General features: G+C 70.6%; 17 protein-coding genes. 8 read left to right on the forward strand and 9 right to left on the reverse strand.

Translation table 11 applies throughout. From position 1 onward, the window contains the following. Positions 1 to 29: 29 nt before the first annotated feature. A complete protein-coding gene (locus ACZ45E_RS05055; protein ID WP_468216666.1) occupies positions 30 to 794 on the reverse strand; it encodes a class I SAM-dependent DNA methyltransferase in 765 nt (254 codons plus the stop codon). A 119-nt stretch (positions 795 to 913) separates the two neighbouring features. Here ACZ45E_RS05055 and ACZ45E_RS05060 point away from each other — a divergent pair, with 119 nt between their 5' ends. Both ACZ45E_RS05060 and ACZ45E_RS05065 read left to right on the forward strand, forming a co-directional pair. Next, positions 914 to 1,750, forward strand: a complete 837-nt coding sequence (locus tag ACZ45E_RS05060; RefSeq protein WP_468217139.1) for a phosphotransferase — start codon at positions 914 to 916, stop codon at positions 1,748 to 1,750. 292 nt (positions 1,751 to 2,042) lie between these two features. Then, a complete protein-coding gene (locus ACZ45E_RS05065) occupies positions 2,043 to 3,065 on the forward strand; it encodes a hypothetical protein (protein ID WP_468216668.1) in 1,023 nt (340 codons plus the stop codon). Here the strand turns inward: ACZ45E_RS05065 and ACZ45E_RS05070 are convergent. Further along, positions 3,035 to 3,472 carry an ATP-binding protein gene (locus tag ACZ45E_RS05070; protein WP_468216670.1) on the reverse strand — a complete coding sequence of 146 codons (438 nt, stop codon included), beginning with the start codon at positions 3,470 to 3,472 and terminating at the stop codon, positions 3,035 to 3,037. The genes ACZ45E_RS05065 and ACZ45E_RS05070 overlap by 31 nt on opposite strands. A gap of 113 nt (positions 3,473 to 3,585) precedes the next feature. On the opposite strand from ACZ45E_RS05070, the gene ACZ45E_RS05075 reads away from it, so the two are divergent. Further along, positions 3,586 to 4,434 (forward strand): helix-turn-helix domain-containing protein, encoded by an 849-nt coding sequence (locus tag ACZ45E_RS05075; protein ID WP_468216671.1) that lies wholly within the window; start codon positions 3,586 to 3,588, stop codon positions 4,432 to 4,434. After that, positions 4,431 to 4,661, forward strand: a complete 231-nt coding sequence (locus ACZ45E_RS05080) for a DUF397 domain-containing protein (RefSeq protein ID WP_468216673.1) — start codon at positions 4,431 to 4,433, stop codon at positions 4,659 to 4,661. The genes ACZ45E_RS05075 and ACZ45E_RS05080 overlap by 4 nt, the downstream gene beginning before the upstream one ends. A 76-nt stretch (positions 4,662 to 4,737) precedes the next feature. Here ACZ45E_RS05080 and acnA read toward each other — a convergent pair whose 3' ends face one another. After that, positions 4,738 to 7,452, reverse strand: a complete 2,715-nt coding sequence (gene acnA, locus ACZ45E_RS05085) for an aconitate hydratase AcnA (RefSeq protein ID WP_468216675.1) — start codon at positions 7,450 to 7,452, stop codon at positions 4,738 to 4,740. A 313-nt stretch (positions 7,453 to 7,765) separates the two neighbouring features. Between acnA and ACZ45E_RS05090 the strand changes: the two genes are divergently transcribed. The 3 genes from ACZ45E_RS05090 to ACZ45E_RS05100 all read left to right on the forward strand — a co-directional run bounded on the left by ACZ45E_RS05090 (position 7,766) and on the right by ACZ45E_RS05100 (position 10,024). Next, positions 7,766 to 8,113 (forward strand): hypothetical protein, encoded by a 348-nt coding sequence (locus tag ACZ45E_RS05090; RefSeq protein ID WP_468216677.1) that lies wholly within the window; start codon positions 7,766 to 7,768, stop codon positions 8,111 to 8,113. Between the two features lie 107 nt (positions 8,114 to 8,220). Then, complete coding sequence (locus tag ACZ45E_RS05095) at positions 8,221 to 8,421, forward strand: DUF4236 domain-containing protein (RefSeq protein WP_468216678.1); 201 nt, start codon at positions 8,221 to 8,223, stop codon at positions 8,419 to 8,421. A 73-nt stretch (positions 8,422 to 8,494) separates the two neighbouring features. After that, positions 8,495 to 10,024, forward strand: a complete 1,530-nt coding sequence (locus tag ACZ45E_RS05100; RefSeq protein ID WP_468216681.1) for a helix-turn-helix domain-containing protein — start codon at positions 8,495 to 8,497, stop codon at positions 10,022 to 10,024. A gap of 61 nt (positions 10,025 to 10,085) precedes the next feature. Here ACZ45E_RS05100 and ACZ45E_RS05105 read toward each other — a convergent pair whose 3' ends face one another. From ACZ45E_RS05105 to ACZ45E_RS05115, 3 genes are all read right to left on the reverse strand, one after another. Next, positions 10,086 to 11,216: a hypothetical protein gene (locus ACZ45E_RS05105; protein WP_468216683.1), complete on the reverse strand. Its 1,131-nt coding sequence runs from the start codon at positions 11,214 to 11,216 to the stop codon at positions 10,086 to 10,088. 170 nt (positions 11,217 to 11,386) lie between these two features. Next, the gene (locus ACZ45E_RS05110; protein WP_468216685.1) at positions 11,387 to 12,115 is read right to left on the reverse strand and encodes an isochorismatase family protein; all 729 of its coding nucleotides are present in this window, start codon (positions 12,113 to 12,115) and stop codon (positions 11,387 to 11,389) included. Further along, positions 12,112 to 12,699 carry an isochorismatase family protein gene (locus tag ACZ45E_RS05115; RefSeq protein WP_468216686.1) on the reverse strand — a complete coding sequence of 196 codons (588 nt, stop codon included), beginning with the start codon at positions 12,697 to 12,699 and terminating at the stop codon, positions 12,112 to 12,114. Before ACZ45E_RS05115 ends, ACZ45E_RS05110 begins: the two co-directional genes overlap by 4 nt. Before the next feature lie 126 nt (positions 12,700 to 12,825). Here ACZ45E_RS05115 and ACZ45E_RS05120 point away from each other — a divergent pair, with 126 nt between their 5' ends. After that, complete coding sequence (locus ACZ45E_RS05120) at positions 12,826 to 13,854, forward strand: GlxA family transcriptional regulator (RefSeq protein WP_468217141.1); 1,029 nt, start codon at positions 12,826 to 12,828, stop codon at positions 13,852 to 13,854. Between the two features lie 70 nt (positions 13,855 to 13,924). Here the strand turns inward: ACZ45E_RS05120 and ACZ45E_RS05125 are convergent, their stop codons facing one another. Genes ACZ45E_RS05125 through ACZ45E_RS05135 form a run of 3 tightly spaced genes read right to left on the reverse strand, consistent with a single transcriptional unit; the run spans position 13,925 to position 16,433 of the window. Then, the gene (locus tag ACZ45E_RS05125) at positions 13,925 to 14,761 is read right to left on the reverse strand and encodes an alpha/beta fold hydrolase (RefSeq protein ID WP_468216689.1); all 837 of its coding nucleotides are present in this window, start codon (positions 14,759 to 14,761) and stop codon (positions 13,925 to 13,927) included. A 26-nt stretch (positions 14,762 to 14,787) separates the two neighbouring features. Further along, positions 14,788 to 15,288: a RidA family protein gene (locus tag ACZ45E_RS05130; protein WP_468216692.1), complete on the reverse strand. Its 501-nt coding sequence runs from the start codon at positions 15,286 to 15,288 to the stop codon at positions 14,788 to 14,790. After that, entirely contained in the window at positions 15,285 to 16,433 is a 1,149-nt protein-coding gene (locus tag ACZ45E_RS05135) for an acyl-CoA dehydrogenase family protein (RefSeq protein WP_468216695.1), read from the reverse strand. Before ACZ45E_RS05135 ends, ACZ45E_RS05130 begins: the two co-directional genes overlap by 4 nt. Positions 16,434 to 16,449 lie beyond the last annotated feature (16 nt).

Here is a 16,449-nt window from a genome sequence, read left to right on the forward strand (position 1 = left end):
GTGGAAGGTTCACGCCCGCCCTTCGCGCGTCAGCGCACGTACACCGATACGTGGCTGCCGCTCTCCGAGGTGAACGGGGTGCGGTCCCACCCCTCGTACCGCTGCTCCAGGCGCATCCCGGCCAGCCGGGCCATCAGGTCGAGCTCGGCGGGCCAGACGTAGCGGAAGGGGATGGTCCAGTAGCGGCCGCGGCCGTCGGCGCCGACCGAGACGTAGTTGGAGCTGAAGCGCTGGCGGGCGAGGTCCTCGTACCGGTCGAAGGCGACCCGCTCGCCGGAGAGGCCGAAGATCACCGCTTCCTGGCCGGGCGGGAGCCGCCGCAGTCCGGGCACGCCGACCTCGACGACGAAGCGGCCGCCGGGCGCGAGGTGGGCCGCGGCGTTGCGGAACGCCTCGACCTGGGCGTCCTGCGTGGTCAGGTTGTTGATGGTGTTGTAGACGAGGTAGGCGAGGGCGAAGGTGCCGGCGCCCTCGACCTTGGTCGTGGTCATGTCGCCGACGGTGACGGGGAGTTCGGCGCCGCCGGGTTTGTCGCGGAGCCTCTCCACCATGGCGCGGGAGAGGTCGATCCCCGTGACGGGTACGCCGCGCCCGACGAGGGGGAGGGCGATCCGGCCGGTTCCGACGGCGAGTTCGAGAGCGGGTCCGCCGTCGGCGAGCGCGGCCAGGAAGTCGACGGCGGAGGCGACGGCGCCGGGGTCCTCGCCGTCGTCGTAGCCGACGGCGACACTCTCCGGGAAGTAGCCGTCCTCGGGGGCATCGGTTGCGTGTACGGACGTGAGGTCATCGGTCACCGGGCGACGGTAGCCGCGCCGGTCCTGCCGGGTCATCCGAGTTTCGGGGTACCGTGCGCGAGTTCCGCCGCGGCGGAAGATCGCGGCAGTGCTCGCTCCAGGGAAAGGAGCCGGTGACGATGCAGGTGCCGGACGCCATGCGGGCGACGGCCGCGGCCCTGGCGGTCGCCGCCTCGCTCGGCCTGCCGGCGGACGACGCGACCGTCCTCCATGACTCGAACAAGCTCACGCTGCGGCTGCTGCCGTGTGACGTGCTGGCCCGGGTGGCGCCGGTGGCGGACCAGGTCGCCCGGTTCGAGATCGGGCTCGCACAGCGGCTCGCCGCGGCCGGGAGCCCGGTGGCCGCGCTCGAACCCCGCGTGGAGCCACGCGTCCACGAGCGCGACGGCTTCGTGATCACGCTCTGGACCTACTACGAACCCCGCGGACCGGTCGCCCCGCACGAGGTGCCGCCGTCCGACTACGCCCGTGCGCTGGAGCGGCTGCACGCCGGCATGCGCACCCTCGACGTCCCCGCGCCGCACTTCACCGACCGGGTCAGGCGGGCGCAGCACCTCGTGGCGGACCGCGACCGCACCCCCGAACTCCCCGACGCGGACCGGGAACTGCTCGGCGACACGTTGCGGCGTCTGCGGGGCGTGATCGGCGAGCGCGGCGGCGCCGAGCAACTGCTCCACGGCGAGCCCCACCCCGGCAACCTGCTCACCACGAGGAGCGGGCTGCTCTTCGTCGACCTGGAGACGTGTTGCCGGGGGCCCGTCGAATTCGACTTCGCCCACGCGCCCGAGGAAGTCGGCACGCACTGTCCGGGCGTCGACCAGGACGTGCTGCGTGCCTGCCGCACCCTCGTCCTCGCGATGGTCACGACCTGGCGCTGGTACCGGGACGACCGCTTCCCGGACGGGCGCCGACTGGGCAGGGAGTGGCTGGACGAGCTCCGCCGCACCGGCGGGTAGGCGAACACGGTGGGAGACCACGGAGCAGTGGTGAGGTCCCTGCTGCGCGTGGGCCGGGCAAGGGCGCTCTCCTCGTGCGCACGCCCTCCTGCGCCGCCCCGTTCATAGCTAGAATGCGGCCTCCCTGAGCTGTGCGTCACGCCGGATCGAGGAGTGGCTGATGCCGGAGAATTCTGCGCCGCCACCTCCGCCCCGGCCCTCGCGGCCGCCGGCTGTTCCTCCCGCTGCTCCCGCGGTCCCGCCCCGGCCGCCGTACCCTCCCGCGCCGCCGCCCGCCGCCGGTCCTTCCCCGGTGATCAGCGTGCTCGACAGCCGGATCCCCGGGTTCGCCGGGGCCGGCCGGCGGGGCCGCCGGCGGATCCTGGCCGTCACGGTCGTGCTGGCGCTCGTCACCTCCGTGCTGACCAGCTACTTCCAGTTCGGCTTCAACCTGCTGACGATGAGCGCCACCGCGCGGGCGGAGGATTCGGCCGGGGACGCGATCGAGGCCGGGAAGGAACCGTTCACGACAGCGGTGGCCTCGTCCGACGACGCGGATTCCGTCATACGCGACAACAGGCTCGACGCGCAATGGATCGTCTTCGACGAACCGCTCACCCCGGCGGAGCAGACCGCCGTCGTCACACACCCGCTGGGCACCGAGACGACCATTCCGGAATTCCTCTCCATGCTGAACGGGTTCGCCCACAAGCCCCACCTGGTCTATCCCGGCGACAGCGGTCGGCAGGACAACGGGGCCTCGCCCCGCGCCGCCTTCCCCTACAAGCTGACGCTCCAGAGCGACCGCTCACACGCCGTGTCGGTCAGGGCCATGGACGCGACCGACGTGCACTGCTCCGACTCCTCCGCGCCCACGGTCATCCACCTGCCACCGGAGGGCGGCGAAGAAGTCGACAACGTGGCGGTGGACCTGGCCGACGGTGTCGCACCCCTGCTCCGTCAGTCGCGGGACGGGACCTATCCGTACTTCTCCCGCGGCTACATCGAGCTGGGGAACGGCCAGACCTCCTGGGCCGCCAACCTGGACGTCCTGACGGGTGCACGCGCGTGCACCTGGTCCTTCCAGGTCTCCTACGTCAATGAGGGCGCCCAGTACACGAAAAGTATCCGCTCACCCCGGTTCCGGACCACCGGCCTTCCCGCGCGACCGGCCCAGTTGATCGAGTTCCGGCCCGACGGTGTCGGGAACGGATGGCGGTGCTGGGGCGAGCGGATCGCCCCGGAGACCCTGTGCACGGAGCGCGCCGCCGCCGACGACCCGAGCGTGGGCGAAACCACCCTGCGCTACTGGGGCAGCCGGCGCGGAATGCCCTGAGCAGCCACCTCGCACCACACCACCTTCCCCGGGTCCCGCGCCCCCACGCCCCACTTGTCCGCCAGCGTCTCCACCAGGAACAGGCCCCGGCCGCCCTCCGCGTCCCGGGCGCCGTGGGGCACGGCCGGTTCGCCGTCGCCGCTGTCGTGGACCTCCACGCGGATGCCGCCCCCGTACGGGATGACGCACAGCAGGAAACCGCGGCCGAGCGGGACTCCGTGGACCAGGGCGTTCGTGGCGAGTTCGCTGACGCAGAGCAGGATGTCGTCCACCCGTTCGCCGTCCACGCCCCAGTCGGTGAGCGCCGCCCGTACGAACGCCCGTGCCGCCGGGACCGACTGGCGTTCCCGCCGGTAGAACCGCTCGCGGGCGCCGGGGAGTTGGAGTGTCTGCTTCGCCTCGTTCACGCGAAGAGCGTCGCGGACGGTGACGGCGCGTATACAGTACGCCAACCCCGACAGATTCTTTGTCGGGGTTCGCATGGGGTCGAGTCAGATCGGAGGCGGGGAGATTGTCCGTCATGAGCCCCGGCAAGCGCCCGCAGCGGTATCCCCAGAAGAACACGCCGAAGAACCCGTCGGCGATAAGGATGGTGGCCGATCTCGTCGCCCTGTTCCGCAAGGCCGCCGGGTTCACGCAGGCGGGGCTCGCGGAGCGCCTTGTCGTCGCCGAGGCGACCATCGCCGCCATTGAGCAGGGGCGGCGGCCTTTGTTGCCGGACCTGGCCGTCACCATGGATGAACTGCTGCAGACCAAAGGGGCGTTGGCCGTCGCGGTGGCCAACCTGCCGGAGATCGACCAGTTTCCGTTGTACGCCGAGCAGTACATGGCGCATGAGCGGCAGGCCATCGCACTGTCCTGGTACGACGTCCTGACCGTGCCCGGCATCCTCCAGACCGAGGAGTGCGCGCGCACCGTACTGCGCAACCGTGTCCCCGCCTACGACGAGGACGAGATCGAGGCGAAGACGGCGGGCCGTGTCCAGCGGCAGGAAGTCCTGCACCGCAAGTGTCCGCCCACGCTGAGCTTCGTCGTCTGGGAAGCCGCGCTCAAGCTGGCCTACCTCGAACCACAGGCTCGGTCCGAACAGTTGCGCCACCTGCGCGCCTGCGCCGAATTGCCGGGCCTGACCTTGCAGTTCCTGCCACTCGACGCTCCAACACATGCAGGTCTCAACGGCCCATTCACCCTCCTGGAGACACCGGACCATCAGCACCTCGCGTACACCGAGTCGCAACGCGGGAGCCAGTGGGTTTCCGACGCCGACGAGGTGTCCATCCTGGCGCGCAAATATGCGATGCTGCGATCACAGGCCCTCACGCCCGAGCACTCGAAGGGCCTGCTGGACCGGCTGCTAGGAGAGCAATGAGCACCGCACTGAACTGGTTCAAGTCGAGCTACAGCGGCAGTGAAGGCGGCCAGTGCCTCGAAGTCGCGTACAACTGGCGGAAGTCGAGCTATAGCGGCGACGAGGGCGGCCAGTGCGTCGAGGTAGCCGCCCACCCCACCGCCATCCACGTCCGCGACTCCAAGAACCCCGACGGACCCCACTTCACCGTCAGCCCCGCCGCCTGGGCCACCTTCCTGGATCGCTGAGAGAGAACCGAGAGAGAGAAAGGGCCGCACCCCCGGCGTTCCGGGGATGCGGCCCTGAACTGCTCTACCTGGCCGCTTAGTTGCGGATCAGGTTACGCAGCACGTACTGCATGATGCCGCCGTTGCGGTAGTAGTCCGCCTCGCCGGGGGTGTCGATGCGGACGACCGCGTCGAACTCCACGCCGGTGTCGGTGGTGACCTTGACCGTGCTCGGGGTGGTGCCGTTGTTCAGCTCCTCGACGCCGGTGAAGGAGAAGGTCTCCTCGCCGGTGAGGCCGAGGGAGGACGCGTTCTGGCCCTCCGGGAACTGGAGCGGCAGGACGCCCATGCCGATGAGGTTCGAGCGGTGGATGCGCTCGTACGACTCGGTGATGACGGCCTTGACGCCGAGGAGCGCGGTGCCCTTGGCGGCCCAGTCGCGGGACGAGCCGGAGCCGTACTCCTTGCCGCCCAGGATGACGAGCGGGGTGCCCTGCTCGATGTAGTTGCGCGAGGCGTCGTAGATGAAGGAGACGGGGGCGTCCTCCTTCGTGAAGTCACGGGTGTAGCCGCCCTCGGTGCCCGGCGCGAGCTGGTTGCGCAGGCGGATGTTGGCGAACGTGCCGCGGATCATGACCTCGTGGTTGCCACGGCGCGAGCCGTAGGAGTTGAAGTCGCGACGCTCCACACCGTGCTCGGTGAGGTACTTGCCGGCCGGGGTGTCGGCCTTGATCGCGCCGGCCGGGGAGATGTGGTCGGTGGTGACCGAGTCGCCCAGCTTGGCGAGGACGCGGGCGCCCGTGATGTCGGAGACCGGGGTGGTCTCCATCGTCATGCCCTCGAAGTACGGGGGCTTGCGGACGTAGGTGGACTCGCTGTCCCACTCGAACGTGTTGCCGGTCGGGATCGACAGCGCCTGCCACTGGGCGTCGCCCGCGAAGACGTCGGCGTAGGACTTGTTGAACATGTCCTCGCCGATGGCGTTCGCCACGACGTCGTTGACCTCGGCCTCGGTCGGCCAGATGTCGTCCAGGTGGACGGGCTTGCCGTCCTGGTCGACGCCGAGCGCGTCCTTGGTGATGTCGACCTTCATCGAACCGGCGAGGGCGTACGCGACGACCAGCGGCGGGGACGCCAGGTAGTTCATCTTGACGTCGGGGTTGATGCGGCCCTCGAAGTTCCGGTTGCCGGAGAGGACCGAGGTGACGGCGAGGTCGTGGTCGTTGACGGCCTGGGAGACCTCCTCGGGCAGCGGGCCCGAGTTGCCGATGCAGGTGGTGCAGCCGTAGCCGACGAGGTTGAAGCCGACCTTGTCGAGGTAGGGGGTGAGCCCCGCCTTGTCGAAGTAGTCGGTGACGACCTTGGAGCCCGGGGCGAGGGTGGTCTTGACCCACGGCTTGCGGGTCAGGCCCTTCTCGACGGCCTTCTTCGCGACGAGCGCGGCGGCGACCATCACGTACGGGTTCGAGGTGTTGGTGCAGGAGGTGATGGCCGCGACCGTCACCGCGCCGTGGTCGAGCTCGTACGTCGAGCCGTCGGGGGCGGTCACCGTGACCGGGTTCGACGGGACGCCGTCCGTGGTGGCGGGGGCGTCGGAGGCCGGGAAGGACTCCTTGCCCGCCTCGTCGACCGAGTCGACGTAGTTGCGGACGTCGACCTTGAACTGCTCGGCGGCGTTGGCGAGGACGATGCGGTCCTGCGGACGCTTCGGGCCTGCGATCGAGGGGACGACCGTGGCGAGGTCGAGCTCCAGCTTCTCGGAGAAGTCGGGCTCGGCGGCCGGGTCGAGCCAGAGGCCCTGCTCCTTGGCGTACGCCTCGACGAGCGCGACCTGCTGCTCGTCGCGGCCGGTCAGGCGCAGGTACTTCAGCGTCTCGTCGTCGATCGGGAAGATCGCGGCGGTGGAGCCGAACTCCGGCGACATGTTGCCGATGGTGGCGCGGTTGGCGAGCGAGGTGGCGGCGACGCCCTCGCCGTAGAACTCGACGAACTTGCCGACGACGCCGTGCTTGCGGAGCATCTCGGTGATCGTGAGCACGAGGTCCGTGGCGGTGGTGCCCGGCTTGAGCTCACCGGTCAGCTTGAAGCCGACGACGCGCGGGATGAGCATGGAGACCGGCTGGCCGAGCATCGCGGCCTCGGCCTCGATGCCGCCGACGCCCCAGCCGAGCACGCCCAGGCCGTTGACCATCGTGGTGTGCGAGTCGGTGCCGACCAGCGTGTCGGGGTACGCCTGGCCACCCCGGACCATGACCGTACGGGCCAGGTGCTCGATGTTGACCTGGTGGACGATGCCGGTGCCCGGGGGGACGACCTTGAAGTCGTCGAAGGCGGTCTGGCCCCAGCGCAGGAACTGGTAGCGCTCCTTGTTGCGGCCGTACTCCAGCTCGACGTTCTGGCCGAAGGCTTCCTTCGTGCCGAACTTGTCGGCGATGACGGAGTGGTCGATGACCAGCTCGGCCGGGGAGAGCGGGTTGACCTTCGCCGGGTCGCCGCCGAGCTCCTTGACGGCCTCACGCATGGTGGCGAGGTCCACGACACAGGGCACGCCGGTGAAGTCCTGCATGATCACGCGGGCCGGCGTGAACTGGATCTCCTGCGAGGGCTGCGCCTGGGAGTCCCAGCCGCCGAGCGCGCGGATGTGGTCGGCGGTGATGTTCGCGCCGTCCTCGGTGCGGAGCAGGTTCTCCAGCAGCACCTTGAGGCTGTAGGGAAGGCGAGCAGAGCCCTCGACCTTGTCCAGCCTGAAGATCTCATACGACTCGTCGCCCACGCGCAGCGTGCTGCGGGCGTCGAAGCTGTTCGCCGACACGACAGTCTCCTTCATATATGTGCGCGTTCCACCGCGATCCTGCCGCCACGCCACGTTGCCTATCCGCTGAGGTAAGGCTAAGTTAGGCAAGCCTTACCGTCAGAACCATCCGGTTCGGCGGTGCCGTGGGGCCGCGGTGCGCCTCGGCAGATATCTCGATGTCGAGATAACTCTAATACATCACCCGGTGGTGCCATCAAGCGGTGCCCTCCGACGCTTCGTCGCGCACCCCCGGCCGACCCCTTCATCGTCGTACGAGGCCGGGTCGAGCACCAGCGCTACCCTGGTCCCGCCGACTGGCGAGGGGGTGGCGGTGGACGCGCTTTTCGGGATCGCGGTGGTGGCCGCGGGGGGTGCGGTCGTGGCGTTCGGCCTGGTGGCCAAGGGGCGCGCGATCCGTCCGCTGAACCTCCGGCGCGCGCATGCCGTGGCCGTGCGGCGCTACCCGGTCGCCCTGGCGCGGGCCTCGGACATGGCGATCGCCTCGGCGCGGCGGGCGGCGCGGCCCGGGGAGCCCGCGATCGTCACCACCGACGCGGTGCTGGACCTCGCGCGGGAACACTTCGGCTTCCCCCACGCCCGGCGCTCCGACGCCCAGGCGGCACTGCGGCGGCGGTTCGCGGAGCGCGGGTGCACGGCGGACTGCGTCACCGACGCGTAGCCGGCGCCGTCCGGCGCGCCGGGCGCCGAGGCCCGTGGCGCCGGGCGCCGACTGATCGCGGCCCGCCGGGGTACGCGTAGGGCTCCGCACGGAAGGAGCCCTCCCTCATGCCGCTCACGTTCCGCAAGAGCTTCCGGATCCTGCCGGGAGTACGCCTCAACATCAACCGCAAGTCGTGGTCGATCACGACCGGCGGTGGCTCGCACGGGCCGCGGCAGACCCACAGCAGCACCGGCCGCCGCACCACCTCCATGGACCTGCCCGGCCCCTTCGGCTGGCGCAGGACCCGGAAGGGCAAGCGACACTGACGTCCCGTCAGAAGCCGTCCCTCATGCGGACCCCTCGGGATGCGTCATCTCATATCTGAGATAACCTGCCGCCATGGCAGACGACTACCTCGTACGCATCGGCAAGCTCATCCGCGACGCCCGCCAGCACCGGGGCTGGACGCAGACGCAGCTCGCCGAGGCGCTCGGCACGAGCCAGAGCGCCGTGAACCGCATCGAGCGCGGCAATCAAAACATCAGCCTTGAGATGATCGCCCGAATTGGCGAAGCACTCGACAGCGAGATCGTCTCGCTGGGCTACGCGGGGCCGATGCACCTGCGGGTGGTCGGCGGCCGCCGGCTGTCCGGCTCGATCGCCGTGAAGACGAGCAAGAACGCGTGTGTGGCGCTGCTCTGCGCGTCGCTGCTGAACCGGGGGCGCACGGTACTGCGGCGGGTCGCCCGGATCGAGGAGGTGTACCGGCTCCTGGAGGTGCTCAACTCCATCGGCGTGCGGACCCGCTGGATCAACGACGGGGTGGACCTGGAGGTCGTGCCGCCGGCCCGGCTCGACATGGACGCCATCGACGCGCAGGCGGCCCGCCGCACCCGCTCGATCATCATGTTCCTCGGCCCGCTGCTGCACCGTATGGACCGCTTCAAGCTGCCGTATGCGGGCGGCTGCGACCTCGGTACCCGCACGATCGAGCCGCACATGATCGCGCTGCGCCGGTTCGGTCTGGACATCACGGCCACCGAGGGGCTCTACCACGCCGAGGTGCGGTCCGACGTCGTACCGGACCGCCCCATCGTCCTGACCGAGCGCGGCGACACCGTGACGGAGAACGCGCTGCTCGCCGCCGCCCGGCACGACGGCACCACGGTGATCCGCAACGCCTCGTCCAACTACATGGTCCAGGACCTGTGCTTCTTCCTGGAGGCCCTGGGCGTGCGAGTCGACGGCATCGGCACGACGACCCTGACCGTGCACGGCGTGCCGCACATCGACGTGGACGTCGACTACTCGCCCTCCGAGGACCCGGTCGAGGCGATGAGCCTGCTGGCCGCGGCCGTGGTCACCGAGTCCGAGCTGACCGTGCGCCGCGTGCCGATCGAGTTCCTGGAGATCGAGCTGGCCGTCCTGGAGGAGATGGGGCTCGACCACGACCGTACGGCCGAGTACGTCGCCGACAACGGGCGGACCCGCCTCGTGGACCTGACGGTCCGCCCCTCCAAGCTGGAGGCGCCGATCGACAAGATCCACCCGATGCCGTTCCCGGGCCTGAACATCGACAACGTCCCGTTCTTCGCGGCGATCGCCGCGGCGGCCCAGGGCAAGACCCTGATCCACGACTGGGTCTACGACAATCGCGCGATCTACCTCACCGACCTGAACCGGCTCGGCGGGCGCCTCCAGCTCCTCGACCCGCACCGGGTGCTGGTCGAGGGTCCGACGCGCTGGCGGGCCGCCGAGATGATGTGCCCGCCCGCGCTGCGCCCGGCCGTCGTCGTGCTCCTCGCGATGATGGCGGCCGAGGGCACCTCGGTGCTGCGCAACGTCTACGTCATCAACCGCGGTTACGAGGACCTGGCGGAGCGGCTCAACTCCGTGGGCGCCCAGATCGAGACGTTCCGGGACATCTGACCGGCCCGGGCCCGGCCCGGCCGCACGGCACGAGTGCGGGGCCGGGCCCGGCTACGGGGTTCTAGTGCGGGACCGGGCACACCCCCGGGGCGGCGACCGTGTTGTAGGTCGGGGCGGAGAGCGTCGTCACCGTGGTGCTGCCGAGCTGCTTGAGGATCTCGTCGGAGAGCAGGTCCTGCTGGCCCTTGAGGGCGTCGGCGACCGTCGTGTCCTTCGGGAAGACCATTTCGGCGGCGATGTTGTCCTGCACGATGCGGGCGAGGTTGTCCAGCGCCGTGAAGACCGGGTCCGCCGGCGGCTCCAGGCCGGGCAGGTCGATGAGGTGCGTGGACACCTTCGCCGCGTTCATGCAGTCCTTGAGGATGATGGTGTTCTGGTTGAGGACGCTGGTCGTCCACTGGGAGAGCACCACGCAGTAGAGATCGGCCCACGCCGTCTCGCCGACCTTGCCGCGCCAGGTCTTCATGATGTCCTGCACGCCCTTGATCTGGGCCTGGGAGGCGTGCTCCATGTTGGTGCGGATGGCGGGGTAGACGCTGCCGGAGAAGTCCTCGAAGGACTTCATGTCGAAGTGCTTCGCGGCGATCGACGTCTCGATGAACTTCAGGCCGCCGTCGAGGATCGTCCCGCAGGACGCGGTCAGCGTGGCGGGCAGGGCCGCCGCGGCCAGATTGGCGCGCGCGGTGGTGAGTTTGGCGGCGTAGGCCTTGAGGGGTTCGATCCAGGCGGTGGACGTGTCGTCGTTGAACGCGACCATCACCAGGTCGTGCGGGTCGATGCGGTTCGCGTTGGGCAGGTTCGGGATCTTGTCCGCCAGGTAGGAGGCGATCACCGAGAAGATACCCAGCGGGACGTGCGCGATGGACTTCGCCAGCTCGAACGTCTGCGATACCGGGTTGGCGGACTCCTGTCCGTCCTTGGTCACGAGGGTGAACCGGCCGCCCTTGGCGTCGTTCTGGACCACGACCACCGGGGCGAGGTGTTTGATCAGCTCGGCTTTGAGCGTGGCGTAGTTGGCCCGCATGCCGGCGTTGACCGCGAAAAGCGATTCGCGCGCCTGCGCCTGGGTGACCGTGGTCGCCGCCGCGGTCGCGGCACCGCCGTCCGCGGCACTCGGGGTCGCCGAGTAGCCGAGCAGGGCGGCGGTGCTGATGCCGGTAGCGCCGCCTATGAATCCTCTGCGCGTAGCCATCTTCGTTCTCTCCATGGGGATTTCGAGTGGGGTTGCTCGTGCATGGGGGGGATGACGTTCATGGGGGGAAGCCTTTGTCTGGGGGGATCGGGGATCAGAGATCGGGGATCGCGGATCGGGGAGCGGAGACGTGCGGGTGGGGGGTTGGGGGGAGGGGCGGTGGTGCTACGTCACTTGATGTCGCGCTGCTTCGGCACGACGACGCCGAAGCGGTCCTGGATCGTGGCGAGCGCCGACTCGTGCACCTGCTTCGCCGGGATGCCACGGGGGTTGCCGTTCACCGGCAGCGGCCGGGTGGCGGAGGCGTCACCGACGACGGTCGGGGCGTAGCCGTGGTAGACGGCGCCCTCGGTGGTGAACAGGGTGCACATGTGCGTCATGAACCCGGAGATGATGACGTTCTTGCGGCCGGTCTTCTTGAGCACCGCGTCGAGGTTCGTGTCGTGGAAGCCGTTGGGGACGGCCTTCTCCACGACGGTCTCGCCCTTGGCCGGCTTGAGCGCCGGAATGATCTGCCCGGCCTTCGACGTGAGGTCGTAGCCCTTCTCCACGATGTGGACGACCGGCGTGTGGGCCTTGCGGGCCCGGTCGAGGAGCGTCTTGGTGTTGTCGACCGCCGCGCGCCAGCCGGTCAGCTCCATCGCGCCGCCGGTGTAGACGTTCTGGTAGTCGACGAGGACCAGCGTGGAGTTCGACAGCTTCGCCGGCGTCTCGTCCAGCTTCATCAGCTGACGCAGCGTCGTCGTGTCCTTCGCGTAGTTCTTCTCGTCGTTCTTCTCGTGCCGCTGGTCGCGGGCGTCGGTGCGCGTGGCGGCCTCGGAGCTGCCGCCGCACGCGGTCATGGTGGCCGCGAGAACGGCGGCGGCGCCGAGGGCCGCGGCGGAACGGAGCAGCTTCATCGGACGATCTCCTTCTGGGACAGGACGACGACCCCGTACAGGTCGGCGATGGTGGCGAGGGCCGACTGATGCACCTGCTCGGCGGGTACGTCGGTGCCCGCGACCGGGAGCGAGCGGGTGGCGGTGGCCTCGGCGACGACGGTGGGCCGGTGGCCGCCGAGGAACGCGCCCTGCGCCGTGAACGCCACGCACATGTGGGTCATCCAGCCCGCGATGACGACGTCCTGGCCCTCGGTGAGGTGCGTGGCGAGGTCCGTGCCGACGAACGCGTTCGGGGCCTGCTTGACGACGACCGGCTCCCCGTCGAGGGGCGCGACCTTCGGGTGGATCGCGCCGATCTCCGCGCGGATGTCGTAGGGGGTGCCCTCGCCGCCGTCGTTGATGACGTGGACGACCTTGGTGCCCGCCTCCCGCGCCCGGGCGAGGAGCTGGGCGGCGGCGTCGAGGGACGCCTCCCAGCCGTCGAGCTCCATCACGCCCTGGGTGTAGGTGTTCTGGAAGTCGATGAGGATCAGCGTCGAGCCGGCCAGCTTCGCGGGCGTCTCGTCGAAGCCGTTGAGCTCGCGCAGCGTGGTTCGGGACATGGGCGTACCGCCTTCGGATCACGGGAGGGGGCGCGGTCCGGACTGTTCTCCGGGCCACGTCCATAAAGCTATGACCCCGCTGTGACGTCGGCAATGACGTCTAACATGCAGATACCGACATGCCTGATGTCGGCGTACCCGTGGAGGGGGAGGTCCGTGCCGGACACCGTCGGACGACTCATCGTGATCGTGCTCTTCGAGGGCGTCGATCTGCTCGACGTCACCGGGCCGCCGGAGGTGTTCTCACTGGCCCTGCGCGAGACCGAGGAGGCCGCGGGCTACCGGGTGCTGCTCACCGCCGCGACCCTGGACCCGGTCACCACCGGTGCGGGGGTGCGCATCCTGCCGGACATCACCTTCGCGCAGGCCGCCGCGGGCACCATCGACACGCTCATCGTGCCGGGGGCGGTGGAGATCGACGAGGAGCACCGCGTCCACCCGGTCGTCGAGCCCGCACTGGTCGAGTGGGTGCGCAGGCTCGCCGGGCGGGCGCACCGGATCACCTCGGTGTGTGTCGGGGCGCATCTGCTCGCGGCCGCCGGGCTGCTCGACGGCAAGCGCGCCACGACGCACTGGTCCACCGCGCAGCAACTGGCCGCCGCCCACCCGGCCGTCGAGGTCGACGCCGACCCGATCTTCATCCGTGAGGGCAACGTGTGGACGGGGGCCGGGATCAGCGCCTGTCTCGACCTCTCGCTCGCGCTCATCGCCGACGACCTGGGCGAGGCGGTCGCCCTGCGGGTCGCGCGGCAGCTGGTGATGTACCTGAAGCGGCCCAGCGGCCAGAGCCAGTTCAGCGTCCCGCTGGAGCAGGTGTCGACGACGCGGCGCATCGAGGACCTGCGCCACCACATCCTGCGCCACATCGGCGGACCGCTCACCGTCGTGGACCTCGCCGAGTACGCCCATGTCAGCGACCGGCACCTGACCCGCCTGTTCAAGACCGAGCTCGGGACGACCCCGCACGCCTACATCGAATCGGTGCGCGTGGAGAAGGCCCGCCATGAACTGGAGTCGTCCGACGCCACCCTGGACCGCGTCGCGACGCTGTGCGGGTTCGGTACGACGGACACGCTGGTACGGGCCTTCCGCCGGCGCCTGAACACGACACCGACCGAGTACCGGCGCCGGTTCCGGGTGTCGGCGGGGCTGTGACGGGTCCGGGTGCGGTGCCCGGCCGGGCGCGGGTGCTGTGCCGGGCGGCGGGGCCGTGACGGCGTGGCTCTCAGGTCGTGGCGAACTCCCTGATCGCCTCCGCCAGGGCGCGTGGCCGGTCCAGGGGGATGAGTGTGCCGCACTCGTCCAGCTCCACCAGCCGTCCCTGCGGCAGCAGTTCGGCCAGCCGGCGGCCGTGGGCGGGCGGCATCATCCGGTCCTGCCTGCCCCAGACGACGAGGGCCGGGCGGTCGTACGTGCGCAGGGCGTCGGCCGCCTCCAGCAGCTCCGACCTCACCGTCGCGCGGAGGTAGTGCCGCAGGACGGCGCGGGCCGCCGGGTCCTTGCGCAGGGGTTCGACCCAGCGGTCGATCAGGTCGTGCGGGACGGGGCGGTGGGACATCACCGCGTACCCGGTGCCCGGCACCCGGCGCAGGGCGCGTACGGAGAGGACCCGCGCGAGGGCCGCGAGGCCGCCCGGGACGCGGGACGCCACGTCGAGGAGCTTGCCGGCCGGGCCCGGCGGGTAGTTGTCGAAGGCCTCGCAGCCCGCGATGACCAGGCGTCCCACCCGGTCGGGCCGCTCGGCGACGAGCTGCTGGAGGCGGCCCCCGTCGTTCTCCACGAACACGGTGTCGTCGCCCAGTTCCAGGGTGTCGGCGAACTCGCCGATGAGCAACGCCATGGTGCGGGGCGAGAGTTCGGCGCCGGGCCGCAGCGGGGTGCGGTGGCTGCCGTACGGGAGGGTCGGGACGACGCACCGTACGGATGTGCCCAGTTGGTCCACCACGTGCCGCCACACCGTGCCGTCCTGCGCGAGCCCGTGCAGCAGGACCACGGGCGGGCCGTCGCCGCCCGTGTCGTCGTACGCGATCGGCCCTACGGAGAGTTCCGCCTGTTGCGTCATGGGCCGAGACTATGCGGCCACTCCGGTCACGGCAGGACCGCTGTGCCGTCGAGTTCGACGAGGGCCTGTTCGTCCCAGAGGCGGACCACGCCGATCACCGCCATCGCCGGATAGTCGCGTCCGGCCAACTCGCGCCAGAGACGGCCGAGTTCACGGACGTGGGCGCGGTAGTCCGGCACGTCCGTCGTGTAGACGGTGACGCGCGCGAGGTCCGCCGGGCAGCCGCCCGCGTGCCGCAGGGCCGTCAGCAGATTGGTCAGGGCCCGCTCGAACTGCTCGGGCAGGGTCGTGCCGGTGATCTTGCCGTCGGCGTCCAGGGACGTCTGGCCGGCCAGCAGGACGAGGCGGCTGCCGGTGGCGACGACAGCGTGCGAGAAGCCGGTGGGCGGGGAGAGTTCGGGCGGATTCAACCGCTCGGGGCCCTGCCTCAGCTCGGAGCCCGCTCCCCCCACGGGGCCCTGCCCCACCTCGGAGCCCGCTCTCCCCTCGGGGCCAGGGGCGGCCCCCGCCCCGCGGCCCCCGCTCATCGGGAAGCCTCCCTCTCGCGCGACTGCTCCCGGTACAACTCCTTCGCGATGATGGCCCGTTGAACCTCCGACGCGCCCTCGTAGATGCGCGGCGCCCGCACCTCGCGGTACAGGTGCTCCAGGAGGTGGCCGCGGAGCAGCGCCCGCGCACCGTGCAACTGCACCGCTGTGTCGATGACTTGCTGGGCCGTCTCCGTCGCGAGGAGCTTGGCCATCGCCGACCGCCGGGGCACGCCGTCGGCGCCCTCGTCGTACGCCGCCGCGGCCGCGTAGACCATGAGGCGGGCCGACTCGACGCGCAGCGCCATGTCGGCGACCTGATGCGCGACGGTCTGGAGGTCCTTCAACGGGCCGCCGAAGGCGCGGCGTTGGGCCGTGTGGGCGAGGGTCGCGTCGAGGGCGGCCTGGGCCATGCCGACGGCGAACGCGCCGACGCTGGGCCGGAACAGGTCCAGGGTGCGCATGGCGACCCGGAACCCGCCGCCCACCTCGCCGAGCACATCGCCCTCCCCCACCGGTACGCCGTCGAAGGTGAGCGAGCCGATGGGGTGCGGGCAGAGCATGTCGAGGTGGTCGCCGGTCAGGCCCGGCCGGTCGGCGGGGACCAGGAACGCGGTGACGCCGCGGGCGCCCGTGTCCGGGCCCGTCCGGGCGAAGACGGTGTAGAGGTCGGCCTCGGGGGCGTTCGAGATCCAGTACTTCTCCCCGGTCAGGCGCCAGCCCGAGCCGCTCGCGCCCGCTCCTTCGGCGCGCAGGGCGAGCGCCGCCGCGTCGGACCCCGCGCCCGGCTCGCTCAGCGCGAACGCGGCGACCGCGCGCCCCGCGGCCACCTCGGGCAGCCAGCGCTCGCGCTGCTCCTTCGTGCCGTGGGCGTGCACGGGATGCGCCCCGAGCCCTTGCAGGGCGAGCGCCGTCTCGGCCTCGGAACAGACCTGGGCGAGGGATTCCCGCATCAGACACAGGTCGAGGGCGCCGGAGGTGAACAGGCGCTCCAGAAACCCGAGTTGGCCGAGCTCGGCGACGAGGGGACGGTTCACGGCGCCGGGTTCACCCTTCTCGGCGAGTGGGGCGAGGCGCCGCTCCGCCAGTTCGCGCAGCTCCGCGCACCAGGCGAGTTGGTCGGGTGCGAGCGAGAACGTGCCCATACGCGGGAGCTCCTCT

Source organism: Streptomyces sp. NPDC030991 (assembly GCF_055571235.1).